Origin of the sequence: Vibrio sp. S9_S30, assembly GCF_014694455.1 — a bacterium.
In the GTDB taxonomy this organism is placed as follows: domain Bacteria; phylum Pseudomonadota; class Gammaproteobacteria; order Enterobacterales; family Vibrionaceae; genus Vibrio.
On the sequence record NZ_JAAUWT010000003.1, the window covers coordinates 155,387 to 171,073 of the forward strand.

At 47.2% G+C, this 15,687-nt stretch carries 15 protein-coding genes; 6 read left to right on the forward strand and 9 right to left on the reverse strand.

Annotation, left to right across the window (positions count from 1 at the left end):
* Nucleotides 1-12: 12 nt before the first annotated feature.
* Nucleotides 13-603, reverse strand: coding sequence for a hypothetical protein (locus HC752_RS04765; protein WP_190333980.1), 591 nt, complete (start codon nt 601-603; stop codon nt 13-15).
* Entirely contained in the window at nt 581-1,402 is an 822-nt protein-coding gene (locus HC752_RS04770) for an SURF1 family protein (RefSeq protein WP_190333981.1), read from the reverse strand. Before HC752_RS04770 ends, HC752_RS04765 begins: the two co-directional genes overlap by 23 nt.
* Here HC752_RS04770 and HC752_RS04775 point away from each other — a divergent pair.
* Nucleotides 1,401-1,616 carry a DUF2909 domain-containing protein gene (locus HC752_RS04775; protein WP_101111517.1) on the forward strand — a complete coding sequence of 72 codons (216 nt, stop codon included), beginning with the start codon at nt 1,401-1,403 and terminating at the stop codon, nt 1,614-1,616. The two genes, HC752_RS04770 and HC752_RS04775, sit on opposite strands and share 2 nt — an antisense overlap.
* A gap of 67 nt (nt 1,617-1,683) precedes the next feature.
* On the opposite strand, the gene HC752_RS04780 is transcribed toward HC752_RS04775, so the two are convergent.
* Genes HC752_RS04780 through coxB form a run of 4 tightly spaced genes read right to left on the reverse strand, consistent with a single transcriptional unit; the run spans nt 1,684 to nt 5,889 of the window.
* Entirely contained in the window at nt 1,684-2,559 is an 876-nt protein-coding gene (locus tag HC752_RS04780; protein ID WP_190333982.1) for a cytochrome c oxidase subunit 3, read from the reverse strand.
* On the reverse strand, nt 2,556-3,149 hold the full coding sequence (locus HC752_RS04785; RefSeq protein WP_190333983.1) for a cytochrome c oxidase assembly protein: 594 nt from the start codon (nt 3,147-3,149) through the stop codon (nt 2,556-2,558). The genes HC752_RS04780 and HC752_RS04785 overlap by 4 nt, the downstream gene beginning before the upstream one ends.
* A 14-nt stretch (nt 3,150-3,163) precedes the next feature.
* Nucleotides 3,164-4,759, reverse strand: a complete 1,596-nt coding sequence (gene ctaD, locus HC752_RS04790; protein ID WP_190333984.1) for a cytochrome c oxidase subunit I — start codon at nt 4,757-4,759, stop codon at nt 3,164-3,166.
* Nucleotides 4,756-5,889: a cytochrome c oxidase subunit II gene (gene coxB, locus HC752_RS04795; protein ID WP_238930411.1), complete on the reverse strand. Its 1,134-nt coding sequence runs from the start codon at nt 5,887-5,889 to the stop codon at nt 4,756-4,758. Before coxB ends, ctaD begins: the two co-directional genes overlap by 4 nt.
* Nucleotides 5,890-6,374: 485 nt before the next feature.
* On the opposite strand from coxB, the gene HC752_RS04800 reads away from it, so the two are divergent.
* Together HC752_RS04800 and HC752_RS04805 are read left to right on the forward strand one after the other, a co-directional pair.
* Nucleotides 6,375-8,084, forward strand: coding sequence for a phospho-sugar mutase (locus tag HC752_RS04800; protein WP_190333985.1), 1,710 nt, complete (start codon nt 6,375-6,377; stop codon nt 8,082-8,084).
* Between the two features lie 202 nt (nt 8,085-8,286).
* Complete coding sequence (locus HC752_RS04805) at nt 8,287-9,033, forward strand: substrate-binding periplasmic protein (protein WP_190333986.1); 747 nt, start codon at nt 8,287-8,289, stop codon at nt 9,031-9,033.
* Between the two features lie 4 nt (nt 9,034-9,037).
* Here the strand turns inward: HC752_RS04805 and serB are convergent, their stop codons facing one another.
* Nucleotides 9,038-9,946, reverse strand: a complete 909-nt coding sequence (serB, locus tag HC752_RS04810; RefSeq protein ID WP_190333987.1) for a phosphoserine phosphatase SerB — start codon at nt 9,944-9,946, stop codon at nt 9,038-9,040.
* A gap of 361 nt (nt 9,947-10,307) precedes the next feature.
* Between serB and HC752_RS04815 the strand changes: the two genes are divergently transcribed.
* The 3 genes from HC752_RS04815 (at nt 10,308) to HC752_RS04825 (ending at nt 14,392) form a co-directional block, all read left to right on the forward strand.
* Nucleotides 10,308-10,949, forward strand: coding sequence for a response regulator (locus tag HC752_RS04815; protein ID WP_190333988.1), 642 nt, complete (start codon nt 10,308-10,310; stop codon nt 10,947-10,949).
* A gap of 474 nt (nt 10,950-11,423) precedes the next feature.
* Entirely contained in the window at nt 11,424-12,842 is a 1,419-nt protein-coding gene (locus HC752_RS04820) for a coniferyl aldehyde dehydrogenase (RefSeq protein WP_190333989.1), read from the forward strand.
* A gap of 23 nt (nt 12,843-12,865) precedes the next feature.
* Nucleotides 12,866-14,392 (forward strand): AMP-binding protein, encoded by a 1,527-nt coding sequence (locus tag HC752_RS04825; RefSeq protein WP_190333990.1) that lies wholly within the window; start codon nt 12,866-12,868, stop codon nt 14,390-14,392.
* 17 nt (nt 14,393-14,409) lie between these two features.
* Here HC752_RS04825 and HC752_RS04830 read toward each other — a convergent pair whose 3' ends face one another.
* Nucleotides 14,410-14,592 carry a hypothetical protein gene (locus HC752_RS04830; protein WP_238930412.1) on the reverse strand — a complete coding sequence of 61 codons (183 nt, stop codon included), beginning with the start codon at nt 14,590-14,592 and terminating at the stop codon, nt 14,410-14,412.
* Between the two features lie 6 nt (nt 14,593-14,598).
* Nucleotides 14,599-15,672, reverse strand: a complete 1,074-nt coding sequence (locus HC752_RS04835) for an AraC family transcriptional regulator (protein ID WP_190333992.1) — start codon at nt 15,670-15,672, stop codon at nt 14,599-14,601.
* Nucleotides 15,673-15,687: the final 15 nt, after the last annotated feature.

Here is a 15,687-nt window from a genome sequence, read left to right on the forward strand (position 1 = left end):
CCCTATCCTTGTTTACCCCACGCGAGACAATTTCAATAGCTTCTTAAAGTCGGCGATTAACCCCTTACTTTGTTGCACCAATTGATCGGGATTGGTTTGTGTCGGGTGATTGGTTTGTGTTGGGTAATGCATAACCAACTGACCTCGTGGGTCCACGATGATGTATTCGTTCTGGTTAAAATCGGATAGAAATTTGTCGCTGGATATCACGCGATTAAAGCGGTAATCCTGCAAGACCGACGTATCACTATTGGGTTGAATGTAAACGGTTGGCGTCACACGTTCTTGATACTTCCCTAGCGACACATAACTTTGCTGCAATAAATGCAACTGCTGACGGCATAACGCATTGCATTCCTGTGGAAGTACGTAACCCAGTAGCCATTGCTTTTCTGATGTTGAGCTCATGGAATAGTCGGTTAAGTAACTTTCTGGCTCGATCAAAACCCCTTGATTGGTCACTCCCGGTTGATACCAATTCATTTCCAAAATGACTTTAGCGACGATGGCAGGCATCGCAAACAACCCCACCAGCGCAAGTAAAATGAGACGCCCACGCTTCACATTGGGTGCGGACTCTCTATCCATGTTTTGAACTGTCATTGTTTTCTCCCTTGGGTATCAAGCGAATATTGAGTGCGTTAAGCAACACCATCACCATAATGAGCGCAAAAACGAAGGCCATCGAAAACCATTGCAATGCATACCCAAAGTGTTTTTGAGAAGACATTGGAACCGGGCGCCATGGCTGAGGGTATTCCAGGTTTAAGTTGCTGGGTTGAACAACAAAAGGCAGTAAAGGCAAACCAAGCTCTCCCTCCAATGCCGCGATATTCAGGTTTTGAATGCGTTTGGGCCACCCGTTTTCAGCATGAAGCTCGTCGCTAATGGGGTTGCTTTGTCGCTGATACACCCTCCCTTCCAGCGAAACGGATTGGGTGAGCTCTGTAAAGCTTGGGAATACTCGACGATCATTACCCGCCTTTACAAAGCCGAGTTCGACCAATACATAACGTCCATTCCCCTGATAACCCGACGTCACTTTCACAGGCTGAAGGAGCACATACCCCACCTGCCCATTCCAAACTTGGTTATCAAGCAAAAAAGTGCGATGAGAAACAGGCATGACATCCATTTTCACTTTGGTTCCCGTCAGGTTTTGTTGATCATCACTAAAATGTTGACTCTCAAGCGATGCGCTCGCCCTATCGAGCACAGCATCGAGAGGCTCCGGCACCATCGTTGCACGTTGTGCCAATGCCTTTTCATAGCTTAACTTTTGCTCACCACGTCCCATTTGCCAAAAGCCCAACTTGATCAAGAGCGTAAATACCACCAAAGTGAGCACTAAGGCGAACCAAAATGTTGGTTTCAACGTCAACGCAACCCAGGGAGACACCATGGCAGCCTCACTGTTTAAACTCGTTCTGGTCTTGACACTTTGTTTCATTATCTTCAACCTTGGTCGCGCTTTAGTGGTGATGGTGAAAGGCAAAAGCGATAAGCCTGCCAGTCACTTCTTGGGTCGCCGCTTGATTTTCTCCGCTTTGGTTATCGTATTTTTACTCATTGCGCTTCAGGCGGGTTGGATTGAACCCAACCCTAGACCTTACTAACGCGGTCGGTATTTAGAACACGTTCTTTGGATCACGTACACGAAGTTCGAGATCACGTACACAAGATCTAAAGCACGTACACAAAGATAAAGAGACATAGCCAAACCACATCCACAAAGTGCCAGTACCAACTTCCCGCTTGAAAGGCGAAGTGGTTTTCAGGCGTAAAGTGGTCGTGCGCGATCCTTGCCAATAACACCGACAAGAAAATGGTGCCCAATAACACGTGCATACCGTGGAAACCGGTTAACAAAAAGAAGGTATTGCCGTACACACCGGATTGAAGCGTCAGCCCCATTTCTTGGTAAGCGTGAATGTATTCTTCCGCTTGAAAAAACAGGAACGCAATCGCCAGAACAAGGGTAATTTCGAGCCACACAACCAAGGCCATGCGGTGGTTTTTCTCTAAACTGGTGTGCGCCATATGGAGCGTGATGGAAGACGTCAGAAGAATGATGGTGTTGAGCAAAGGTAACCCTTGCCATCCCATGGCTTCTGTTGTTTGACCAGAAGGGGTTAAAGTGAGCGGCCACATCGCTTCAAACGCGGGCCAAAGCACTTCATGAGTCATTTGATTGTTGTCGGCACCCGCCAACCACGGGACAGAAATCATTCGAGCATAAAAGAGCGCCCCAAAGAAAGCACAGAAAAACATGATTTCCGAAAAGATAAACCAGCTCATGCCCTGTCGGAAGGACACATCAATTTGTTGGGAATAAAAACCCGACAAAGATTCACCAATCACGTTTCGCATCCATCCGATGAACATCACCAGAAAGACCACGAATCCGCCGATCAAAAATACCTTCCCAAACACACTGCCAGTGTCTAAGTTTTGTACCGTTACGCCAGCGCCAACTGCAATAAAAAACAGGGCAATCGCACCGACTATCGGCCAAATACTGTGTGAGGGGACATAATAAGTTTGGTGTTGTGTTGTCATTGCACCGCTCCTTGATCCGTTTCTGAGCGTGAAATTAGAGCCACGGTTGTCTTATCTTCTGGCTCTGTGATATTGAACAGGGTGTAGGAAAGTGTCAGCGTATGGATAGAATCGGGAATCGTTGGCTCTATATAAAAAATTACGGGTAACTCAGCGCTTGTATTCCCGTCCAGTGGCTGGCGATTAAAGCAAAAACATTCAATTTTGTTGAAGTATGCCGCGCCATTTCCTGGAGCAATCGAAGGGACAGCTTGACCAACCAATGGCAAACCATTGAGGTTCATAGCCATATACCGCGTTTGAACCACCTGACCTGGATGGACATTCATTACCTTTTTCGCAGGTGTGAATGTCCATGGCATATCGGGTTTCACATGCGCCATAAACTCAACACGAATCGTACGTGATGTATCGACTTGCATGCCTACTGGGCTGCTCACGGCTTCACTGTTCGGTTTGCCGTTAATGCCGAGCTGCTCGCACATAATGTCGTACAGTGGCACTAACGCAAAACCAAAGCCAAACATGCCCAGAACACTCAGCAACAGCCAGATGGTCAGTTTTCGATTGGACGCTTTTTCCGTATCCATCGCTGCCTCTCCGATCAGTCAATTTTAGGTGGCTGACTGAATGTATGATGAGGTGCTGGGCTGGGAACTGTCCATTCCAACCCTTCCGCTCTTTCCCACGATCGCGCTTTCGCTTTCTCGCCTCCCCTGATGCATTTGATCACCAACCAGAGGAATATCAGCTGAGACAACCCAAACGCAAATCCGCCAATCGATACAATTTGGTTCACATCCGCAAACTGAATCGCATAGTCTGGAATCCGCCTAGGCATGCCCGCTAACCCCAAGAAGTGCATAGGGAAGAACAGAACATTCACTGAAATAACCGAGCACCAGAAGTGCCATAGGCTCAACCGGTTATCGTACATATGCCCTGTCCATTTAGGCAGCCAATAATAGGCGGCAGCCATAATCGAAAAGACCGCCCCCGACACCAAAACGTAATGGAAATGCGCCACCACAAAATACGTATCGTGATACTGGAAGTCAGCCGGAACAATCGCCAGCATTAACCCCGAAAACCCGCCAATCGTAAAGAGCACAATGAACGCAATGGCAAACAACATCGGTGTTTCAAAGGTCATCGCCCCTCGCCACATCGTCGCCACCCAGTTAAAGACTTTCACCCCTGTCGGCACCGCAATCAACATGGTGCAATACATAAAGAAGAGTTCGGCAAACACCGGCATCCCCGTCGTGAACATATGGTGCGCCCAAACCAAGAACGACAGCAGCGCGATACTGCACGTCGCATACACCATAGAGTGGTAACCAAACAGCTTCTTACCACTAAACGCCGGAATGATGGCCGATACGATCCCAAAGGATGGCAATATCATGATGTACACTTCAGGGTGCCCGAAGAACCAGAAAATATGCTGGAACATCACGGGATCGCCCCCACCCGCCGCATCAAAGAAACTGGTGCCAAAGTACTTATCGGTCAGAACCATGGTAACCGCGCCGGCCAGCACTGGCATAACGGCGATCAGCAAGAAGGCGGTGATTAACCATGTCCAAACAAACATGGGTAGCTTAAACCATGTCATGCCCGGAGCCCGCATATTCACAATGGTTACGATCACGTTGATCGCCCCCATAATGGAACTGATCCCCATAATGTGGACGGAAAACACAAATAACGCGGTGCTATCGGGTCCATACGTCGTCGACAATGGGGCATAGAATGTCCAGCCAAAATCCGGACCGCCCCCTTCCATAAAGAGCGAACTGATTAAAATGAGAAACGCAAAAGGTAAAATCCAGAAGCTCAAGTTATTCATGCGTGGTAAAGCCATATCTGGCGCGCCAATCATCATCGGAATCATCCAGTTGGCTAACCCAGTAAAGGCGGGCATCACCGCACCAAAGACCATCACTAAACCATGCACCGTGGTCATCTGGTTAAAGAAATGCGGATCCACTAACTGCAAACCGGGCTGGAACAATTCGGCGCGAATGATCATCGCCATGAACCCGCCGGTTAAAAACATGGCAAAACTGAACCACAAATACAGCGTGCCTATGTCTTTATGATTGGTCGAATATATCCAGCGAGCCAGCCCTGAAGGCGCTGCGTGATGATCGTCATGGTCATTTTCATGAGAATTTACATCGGTTGAACTGTTCATTGTCCCTCCTCGCTGCGCAAGGTATTCACGTCTGACGCCTGTGCCATATCGCCTTTGTCATTACCCCAAGCATTTCGCTCATACGTTACTACGGCAGCAATTTGCTCATCGGTTAACTGATTTCCAAACGCTTGCATGGCCGTTCCAGCGACCCCGTTAAGCACAACATCGATGTGATTATTCAAATCACCCAATGTCACAGAGCTGTCTTTCATGGCAGGAAAAACCCCCGGAACCCCTAGCCCATTCGCTTGGTGACACACCGCGCATCGGTCGTTGTACACTTTTTCGCCCATCGCCATTAACTCGTCCATAGAAAGCTCTTTAGACAGTGCGGCTTTCGCCTCTTCCGCTGCTTGCTTGGCAATCTGCTTTTGCGTCACTAGCCATTCATCGAATTCCTTCTCTTCCATGGCGTACACCACAATCGGCATGAACCCGTGGTTTCGTCCACACAACTCGGCACATTGACCGCGATAAACACCCGGTTCATCGATTTGGGTCCACGCTTCATTGATAAACCCTGGCACCGTATCTTTCTTCACGGCGAAATCCGGCACCCACCATGAGTGGATGACATCGTCGGACGTTAGGAGGAACCGGACTTTCCGGTTAATGGGAAGAACAAGCGGATTATCGACCTCAAGAAGGTAGTTAGCCCCTTTGAGTTCATTCCCTTCAATCTGCTTGGAAGAAGTGCTTAACAAGCTGAAAAATTCGACACCCTCACCGAAATAGCTGTAATGCCACTTCCATTGAGAGCCCGTAATTTTAACCGTGATATCAGATTGACTGGTGTCTTCCATATCGATAAGCGTTGTGGTGGCAGGCACCGCCATCGCAACCAATATCAAAATCGGAATCACAGTCCATATGACTTCCACTTTCGTACTCTCATGAAAGTTCGCCGCCACAGCGCCCTGAGATTTACGATGTTTGAAAATGGCGTAAAACATGACCCCAAAAACGACAACCGCAATGGCAACGCAGATATAAAAAATCAGCATGTGGAGGTCATAGACCTGCTCACTGATCCGAGTTACACCCCTTGTCATATTGTATTGGCTTTCAGACCATGCCACCGCTGGGACTAGCGCACCCCATAAACACAAAGACGTTAATCTTTTCAAAAGATCTCTCCTCTGTTTCCCCCTGCGGACGCAACACGTTTGGTAGCGCAACGTGGTTACCGCATAAGCATCAGATCACCATCCAAATCCATTTGTGTTTTTATAGACGGTGACCCACTTCGCACTTCCACACAATAATGTGATGGAACACATGCCATTCGACCTTTAAATTATGTCTAAAATGCTAACTATTTGTTATAGCTTTGTTAATAACACTAGGTTCTTCACGACAATTGTTCAAGAACTAAACGATCATCTCCATTTTGGAATTAGACTTGGATCCCCAATTTGTTCCTTTATACTCCCTGTGTTGCTTATGATCCGTGAAAATATCGAGAGCAAAAAATTTCAAAAATAATTCATCGTGATTTAATCGATTGCGACCACATCATGAGATCTAAAGCACAGAAAATGGTGTGATCATTAATAGAATTCAATTAGTTTAGAGGCAGACTATTTAAGTAGGCTTTAAGCAGGAAAAAACGATGAACGAATTGATGAAAAGCTGGCTGAGAAGAGACCCAGACCCTCGTACACGTGAAGAACTGAATACACTTCAAAAAGAAAACCGCTCAGAAGAGATTGCAGACCGATTCAAAGGACGTTTAGAGTTTGGTACCGCGGGTTTACGCGGTGTTGTCGGTGCGGGCCCTAACCGTATGAACCGATTAGTTATCCAAGAAACGGCAACGGGCCTTGGCCAGTACTTGTTAACCGCGCAACAAGGTGCGGCGGAAAAAGGCGTGGTGATTGGTTACGATGGTCGCCCAGATTCAAAACAATTTGCCCACGACACGGCATCGGTACTGACTGCGCAAGGCATCAAGGTTTACTTAACTCACGATGTTGCTGCAACACCGATTGTCGCGTTTGGCGTTCTTCACCTTGGCACCGCAGCCGCGGTGGTGGTCACCGCCAGCCACAACCCACCCGAGTACAATGGCTTCAAAGTCTACTGGGACAATGGCGCTCAAATTATCCCGCCACACGATTCAGGCATTGCGGCTGAAATCGACGACGCGGCTCAAAAACCGCTGAACCTCATGCCGCTTGAAGAAGCCGAAAGCCAAGGCTTACTCGTCTGGTTAAAAGACGATTACTACCAAACCTACCGTGATACAGCCAACGCTAGCCCATTGCTGCAAAGCGATCCATCACAAGCCGCAAACCTGTCCCTTGCTTATACGGCAATGCACGGTGTTGGCGCAAACATGGCGGAAGCGCTCCTCGCTGATGCTGGATTTACCCAAGTACACAGTGTCGCTGCACAGCGCGAACCTGATGGCCGCTTCCCTACCGTTCATTTCCCAAACCCAGAAGAAAAAGGGGCGATGGATTTAGTGATTGCAGAAGCGAAAAAGCACAACGCGGAACTGGCCTGCGCTAACGACCCAGATGCCGACCGCTTTGCCGTAGCAGCAAGAAAGCCCGATGGCGAATACCAAATGCTCACTGGCGATCAGGTTGGGGTGTTGTTTGGCCATTACCTGCTTAGCCAAGCAGAAGATAACCAAAAATTGGTTGGCGCAACGATTGTTTCTTCCAGCCTTCTTGCAAAAGTTGCCCAAGCCGCTGGCGGCACGTTCTACAAAACGCTGACGGGGTTTAAATGGCTGACGAACGTCGCCATGCAAGAGCAAACGGAAGACAAGCAGTTCCTTTTTGCTTACGAAGAAGCACTGGGCTATACCGTTGGCACGTTGGTGTGGGACAAAGACGGTTTAACCGCTTTGGTCGCCTTCGCTCAACTGGCTGCTCGCTTGAAAGCGCAAGGCAAAACCGTTTGGGATCAGTTAGAAGAAATATACCGACAGCACGGCATGGTGATCAATGCGCAGCACAGCATCGCTCTCGATCCTTCGGCCCCGCCAATAGGTGATACGCTTCGTGCTAACCCACCCAAGACAATCGCAGGTCAAACCATTGCGAGCACTGAAGACTTCAAATTGTCGAAGCAAACCTTCGAAGATGGCAGTGAAAAAGCCTTAGAATTCCCAGTCAGCGATGTGTTGATTTATCACCTAAACAACGGGTCTCGCGTTGTGGTTCGCCCTTCTGGTACGGAGCCTAAATTAAAATGCTACTACGAAGTTGTTGAACCATTTGGTGCGGAAGAAAGCTACGCTGACGCGCACAATCGTGCGGAAGAGAAAATCGACATGTTGATCAGCGAACACCAACACTCACTGCAGTAACATCCGCCTTTAAACCGCCAGTCTAGGAAAAACATCTCAGACAGCAAGCCCTCTTTGAGAGGGCTTTTCTGTTTAAGAAAACATCGTCATGGTCAAGGGTATCAGCCTCACTCAGCCGGCGTCACACAATCCACCTTACCGAGTACACAAGTTCACAATTCCAACTAAGCTTACTAAAACTGATGCTACTTGGAATTGCACCATGCTTAAGGTACTGCTCTTTTTCTTCATTACTTTCGCTTTGCCTGCCCAAGCAGAATCCGCAAGAACGCTGAGAGTATGCTGGGAAAACGAAGAAAAGCCACCTTACCTAATGTTCAGTAGCAAAAACAAACCTTATGGCCTGATGGTAGATGTGGTTGAAGCGGTCACAAAAGAAAACGGTTATGAACTGAAGCATATCATTCGACCATGGAAACGCTGCCTACTGTCCATTCAAAAAGGGCGCGTTGATTTGGTTCCAAATGCCTCGTTCCAACCCTATCGCGCTACGTTTTCATACTACTCTTCCCCGATTTACGAAACCAATATTGCGTTATTCTACAAATCGACGCGATTTCGTTCACCACCTCAATTTTTGTCTCAGGAAGATATCTCTCGTTATCGTATTGGCGGTATTTCTGGGTTCAATTACAGCTTTGTTCACACCGGAATAGCGATTGATGTTGGGGCTAAATCGCGCGAGTATTTAGTGAAAAAACTCCTCGCAGAACGTGTTGATTTCGCTTTGCTGCAAGTGGATGTACTCAACTATTTAGCCAAACAAAAAAAGATCGACATAACCGCACTGGATCACGTCCCCTTTCCTGGCAAGGAATCCAAAGCGTATCATGTACTTTTTAGTAAGGAGACCAGCGACGCCGAAGCATTGAAAAACCAGTTTAATCAAACCTTTTTGGAAATGAAACGCAACGGTATGATCAACAAGATCAAAGCAAAATACTTGTAATCGCTTAGGTCGTCACAAATTGGGTCTCTTTCAATCCCATGGCGTACAGTATCGTGGTGAGATCCGTATGCTGTATCACCAAATCGCAATCCGAGATTAACGTCGGTTTAGGGTAGTGCCCAACACCGAGCCCACTTCCTTTCAGCATATACTTATCGTTCGCTCCATCTCCAACAGCACACACGTCCACGCTCTGAATTTGGAATGTCGACGCACATTTTGCTGCGATGGAGGCTTTTTTTTGTCCATCAATAATGTCTCCTTCTACCTCCCCGCTCACGTTTCCATTGCGAACTTTGACATGATTTGCAAAGTACGCACTGAACCCACACATTTCAGCAACATACTGGGCAAACACAGCCAAACCACTGGTGATCAAAACCGTTCTGCACCCATTCGCTTCAAGTGTTTTGACTAAAGTGTTGGCTCCCTGACTGAGCTCGATATCGCTACAAAGAGAAAACAGTGTCTCTACGGGCAAGCCTGCTAACAATGTCACTCGCCTCACAAATGAATCTTGAAAATCCAACTCCCCCTTCATCGCGCTCTCGGTGAGGGCTTTTACCTGAAGCCCTACTCCATTTGCCTCTGCCAGCTCGTCCATCATTTCTTGTACGATGATCGTGGCCTCCATATCTGCCACCAGCAGTTTTTTATGACGCGAGTTCTCGTGTTGAATAACACAATCAAATTCTAGACCTCGTGATTGAGCTTGTGATCTCAGAAGCGCAACCAGAAATAAACCATCTTGGTCGCCGAGTTCCAAGTGAAAGTCGGCGGCTTTTTCATAAGAGAGCCAAGTCACATATGTGAAGCGAATCCGATGTTGGTGGCATAGGTTTAAGATAACCATAAAAATGGATGCCCATTGATGGGCATTATTTGCCGTGGTGACGGCAGTCAGTACATGCATAATTTATCTCGAGTTATCCGCAGTGGCGTTCTTACTTTGCGATCGAACATATCAACCTCTAACGAGCGTTATCTGTATAGGTTGAAGGATAAATACGTACTCCACCATTCTCCGAAAGACATAATTTTTACGGCTCACTCTAAGCACAACGTTTAGCCATATTGACCAGACGCGGTGCAGAAGTCGCATTTCCACACCATACTGAGTATGTCGCAAGCAGTACCCCCTTCGTTAAACTACGACTTTAGTTATAGCGAAGCGCTATATACTTCGTTATAAGCCTTGCGTTTTGCTAACTTGGTCATTGCTTAACGCCAGTCTTCTGTGCATTCTTTCTCTATACCTAACTCAAGGAAGTGGCATGTTAAACATATTGATCGCGGATGATCATGCGTTAGTTCGAAAGGGAGTCATCGCGGCACTTTCAGAGCATGAGAGTTCGATAAAATGCGAAGAATGCACCTGTATTGCCGATGTCATGACGAAACTATCTGCGGGTGATGCGGATTTGGTTTTACTGGACATTTGTCTTCCAGATGCCGATGGATTTTCGGGTCTGGAGTCCATTAAATCTTCCTATCCTGCGGTTCCCGTCGCGATTCTTTCCGCAAGAGATGACGAGCAATCTGTCCGAGGTGCGTTAGAGGCTGGCGCTGATGGGTATATTCCCAAAGCCAGTTCAACGCAGGTCATGTTAAGTGCTATTCAGCTCATTTTGGAAGGAGAAGTCTATCTCCCTTCCATACTTCTTCAGGCGACACAATCTCGAACCAATGGATTGACTGGCCAGTCATCATCCACCACACGCTCCGCTTCAGGTCTTACTAAAAGGCAGCAAGAAGTGCTGCATCTCATCGAAAAGGGGTACTCCAATAAAGAAATTGCGCGCGAGATATTCTGTACGGAAGGCACGGTTAAGGCACACGTTACCGCCATATTTAAACTGCTTGGTGTGAATAGCCGAGTCAAAGCGGTGATTGCCGCCAAAGCCATCCAAGCGTAACCATTCTCTCAGCGTAGTTTTTTGTCAACGTCAGTATTGTATCAACGTCGCTATTTTGCCAACGCCACTATCTTGCTAACGCCAGTATTTTGCCGATCCTAGCATTTTGCCAACGCCAGACTTTTCCCAACGGAGTCTTCCTCAGCCGCAACGCTTATCTCTGAGCCACTGGGTCCAAAAAGATAAGCTTTTGGCACGAATTCATAACGCTCCCTATTCAGCAGTAAGCGATACTGTTTGTCATTAAAGAGCGCCAATTTACCCTGTTATCGCGTTGTTTTTATTTCGGTTTCCAAACTGATACGCCTATATCAACGGCAGGTCTTATGACGGTCGCTTGGATAATCGTTTCATTTTAAGTTTGTACCTCTGTCGGTTCATTACGCGCTCCAAGGATTCAGGACATTCAATAAGGTGGGCCTCTATATTGGCTTCACGTAAAGCTGTTCTCGCTAATGTATTAGGAGTAATGAGATGAAAAATGAGCCAATCGACTTGCAGTTAAGTGTTCACTATTTACGGTTATCGAGCGCGTTCCACACCGACCCGTACCCTCGCTACGAAGCGCGTATTGAGAAATTGAAAGCACTCAAACACACCATTTTACGTAATCAAGATTGCTTGCTAAAAGCGTTAAGTCAGGACTTTGGTTACAGAAGTGACTATGAAAGTATTGTGGGTGATATCTATACCACCGTTTCCGCCATTAACTACACATTAAAGCACCTGAAAAGCTGGATGAAACCCAGCCGCCTCAAAATCGGTATACAACATCAACCCGCTCGCTCCAGTGTGATGTATCAGCCTCTTGGTGTGGTGGGCATAATCGCACCGTGGAATTACCCCATCAACTTGGCACTTACCCCTTTGACGGCCGCCATCGCGGCGGGTAATCGGGTCATGTTAAAAGCGTCTGAACATACGCCAAAAACGAACGAACAATTAAAGCGCATACTGTCCGAAGTCTTCGATGCGGACCAAGTTACCTTCGTCCAAGGTGGCGTCGAAGCCGCCATCGAATTCACCAAGCTAAAATTTGATCATATTTTTTTCACGGGTTCAACGGCAGTAGGTCGAGAAGTCATGCGTGCCGCCGCCGAAAATTTGGTTCCATGCACATTGGAATTAGGGGGTAAGTCGCCCGTTATCATCGACCAACATGTGGATATTCCGAAAGCCGTAACTCGATTCATTTTTGGCAAAACATTCAACGCTGGTCAAACGTGTGTGGCGCCCGATTATGTGTTTTGCCCCACAAACAAAATTGAGCAACTGGTAGAGGCTGTCTCGAACCAATATAAAGCGATGTACACAGAAAATACCGAAGTGGTCGATTCCACCCATATCATTAATCAGAGTCACTATGAACGCCTCTCAGAATTGGTGGCAGACGCGGTCGCATTAGGCGCTAAAGCTCATACAATTTCACCGCTTTCCACTCAAGACCAAAATACCTTTTTCCCACTCACGCTGATTACCGAGTGCCAACCCAACATGCGTGTGATGCAAGAAGAAATATTTGGTCCCATTCTGCCCATTGTTGGGTACGAACAAAAAGAAGAAGTCGCACTCAGTATTTGCGATGGTGATCGCCCTCTCGCACTGTACCTCATCGGCGACGACAAAGATTTTCAAGAATACATATTAAACCACACTCACTCCGGTGGCGTCTGCATCAATGACGCGGCTTTCCATGTCACGGTGGAAGAACTTCCATTTGGTGGCGTAGGCAAATCGGGGTTTGGTCAATACCACGGACGGGAAGGGTTTCTTACCTTTTCAAATGCAAAAGCGGTTTTAAAAAGAGGCAGTCATCTGTATCCGATGGCTCATTTGTTTCCACCCTATGGCAACAAAATGCACGCACTTTTTTACAAGCTGTTTGTCCGCTAACACGAAAAATAAGGTGAGATACTATGAATAGTAATGCGAATTTAGGGAAAATGATCGAGCTGACGTGTGCTCGTTTTGGCGACAGAGTCGCATTTGAATGCCAAGGAAAGGAAATCACCTTCAATCAAATTGAACATCAATCGAGGCAACTCGCCATTTGGTTTCAACAACACCCAGATTTGGAGCCAGGTGACCGTATTGCGATCCAATTGCCCAATGTTCTGCATTATCCCATTGCGGCTTATGCGGCTTTGCGTGCGGGGTTGGTGGTGGTCAATACCAACCCTCTCTATACCTACCGAGAGTTAAGTCATCAGTTGGCGGATTCAGGGGCCAAAGTATTGGTTGTTCTCGATGCTAGCACACTCGATATTGAGCAAATTCAGTCTGACACTGACGTAAGCCTTTTTCTGCAAGCCCGCCCCGATGTAAGCGAAAATGCACAAATCACCTCCATTGATCACGCCATTGCCATGGCCTCAGGAGAGCTGATGCCTTACGATCCATCCAGTTCAGATATTTGTGTATTGCAGTATACCGGCGGCACGACTGGCCTGGCTAAAGGGGCGTGCCTGACACACCATGGGCTCATCCAGAATATGCTTCAGCTAAGTCATCGACTTCATAAGCATTTGAGTGATGAAGGGGAGATTTCCATTTGCCCATTACCGCTTTATCACATTTATGCCTTTGCCGTGAATATGCTCCTAATCTTCTCTTATGGTGGGAGGAATGTACTCATACCCAACCCTCGTGATATCGATTCAATGGTCAAAGCCATCGCACCCCACCCATTCACCCTGTTCTCTGGAATCAACACACTCTTCGTTGCCTTGTGTCACCACCCAACATTTCAGTCTCTGAATTTTGATAGCCTCAAGCTGACGCTTTCTGGTGGAGCCGCCCTGACGGAGAATGCTCGGAAAATGTGGTTAGACACCACGGGGAAAACCATATCCGAAGGCTATGGAATGTCTGAAACCTCACCGGTCATTGCACTTAATGAACCCGGAAAGGAAGAGTATGGAACGGTTGGCTTGCCGCTTAACGATACCAAAGTTGAAATCTGGGATCCTTATGAGCAGCCACTGGAACCGGGAGACGTCGGTGAAATTGTTGTCAGCGGCCCACAGGTGATGGAAGGTTATTGGAATCGACCGCAAGAAACCGACGATGTCATGACCGAGAGCGGCTTTTTTAAAACGGGGGATCTTGGCCTTATCATGCCTACTGGGGCGATCAAAATTGTTGATAGACTCAAAGACATGATTTTAGTGTCTGGCTTTAACGTTTACCCGACAGAAATTGAACAAGTACTGTGCGATCACCCGTTCATTTTAGAAGCAGCGGTCGTCGGTGGAGAGGATGAGAAAACCGGCGAGGCCGTTCTCGCGTACATTACCGTCTCTAACCCGATCACCATTGATGATGTCATCGCGCATTGCCGCGAGAATTTGACCGCTTACAAAATCCCTAAAATGATACAAATCTTACCAGAACTGCCGAAGTCTACGGTTGGCAAAATTCTGAGAAGAGAGCTTCGCCAATAAATCTGCCCTTGTCGAGTCTAACCGCCCAAATCCGCGAGAATGGCATCATTATCAAATAAGGCATCCCCCACAATCCCCACTGATATTGTGGTGGATGCCTGCTTTCTTACCCGTATCCGCTTCCCCCTCTTTCTATCCGCAGAGAGCGTTCTATCCGCAAAGACCGCTCTATCCGCAGAGAGCGATTCAGAGAGGAGCAAAGTCACTTAACCTTGGAGGCTAACATGAGATTGTCTTATATCGCTTTCTATATCACTCGAACTTAGGTAACGGACACGGTATTCACCTGGCGTACAATTCGTCCAACGTTTAAACGCTCGATTGAAGTTTGCCACACCAGAAAATCCGACGAGATAGCCAATCTCCCCCAAACTTAAATGGGGCTGCTTGATGTACTCCATAGCAATTCGCTTTCGCGTATTTTCCAATATTTCTTTGTAGCTTGTCCCTTGCTCATTCAACTTGCGTTGGAGGTTTCGGAGGCTAATGCCGAGTTGTTTCGCAATATCGGATTGAGACGGTGCACCTAAAGAGAGGTGATCGGTAATACTGTTGATAATGGTGTAGGTGAGATTTTCTTTGTCAACGCGGGATAAGAACTGATCAAGCACTTTATTGTGAACTTGATTGATCAAAGGGTTACAGCCCAATGCGCGTTTTTTTGCTTCTTCAAGATCGAAAACGATCGTGTTTTTTTCCGAACCAAACCGCACTTCGCAGCCAAAATATTCTTCCAAATACTGAATGTTTTCGGGGCGGTCGTAAGCAAACGTCACCAATTTCAACTCTGGCTCGTAATTGGCGATTTCGCGTGAAAACTGAACTAACGTTGCCATAAACGTTTCGGTCGATATTCGGGACAGAACGTACCTACCGCTGTCTGGGTATTTATGTACGATCAGCTCTGAGATCATTCTGTTGTCGTGGGTATGAATTTGCATACTGCAACAGTTAGAAATAACACGCTTGTACTGTGCAATTCGCTCAAACGCATCCAGCAAACTGTCAGAAGAGATCATGGCATAACCTAAAGCATGAAAAGTACTGGGATGGAAATTCTTGGCAACTTGTGTTGGGAAGTAAACGCCGAGCGCTTCTTGGTTACAGTGAATCAACAAATCTGAAAGTCGTTCAATACCAATCCTTGCTTCAGGGTTGTTGATGCAGGTAGGGTCTATCTCAAATTTGTCTAATATGGCACTTGTTTGCAAGTTGGCATCATTCATTGCCTTTGTGATGGGAATGAGCCACCCACTTAGTGTTGAATAATACTCGTTCATAAAACCAAACCACCT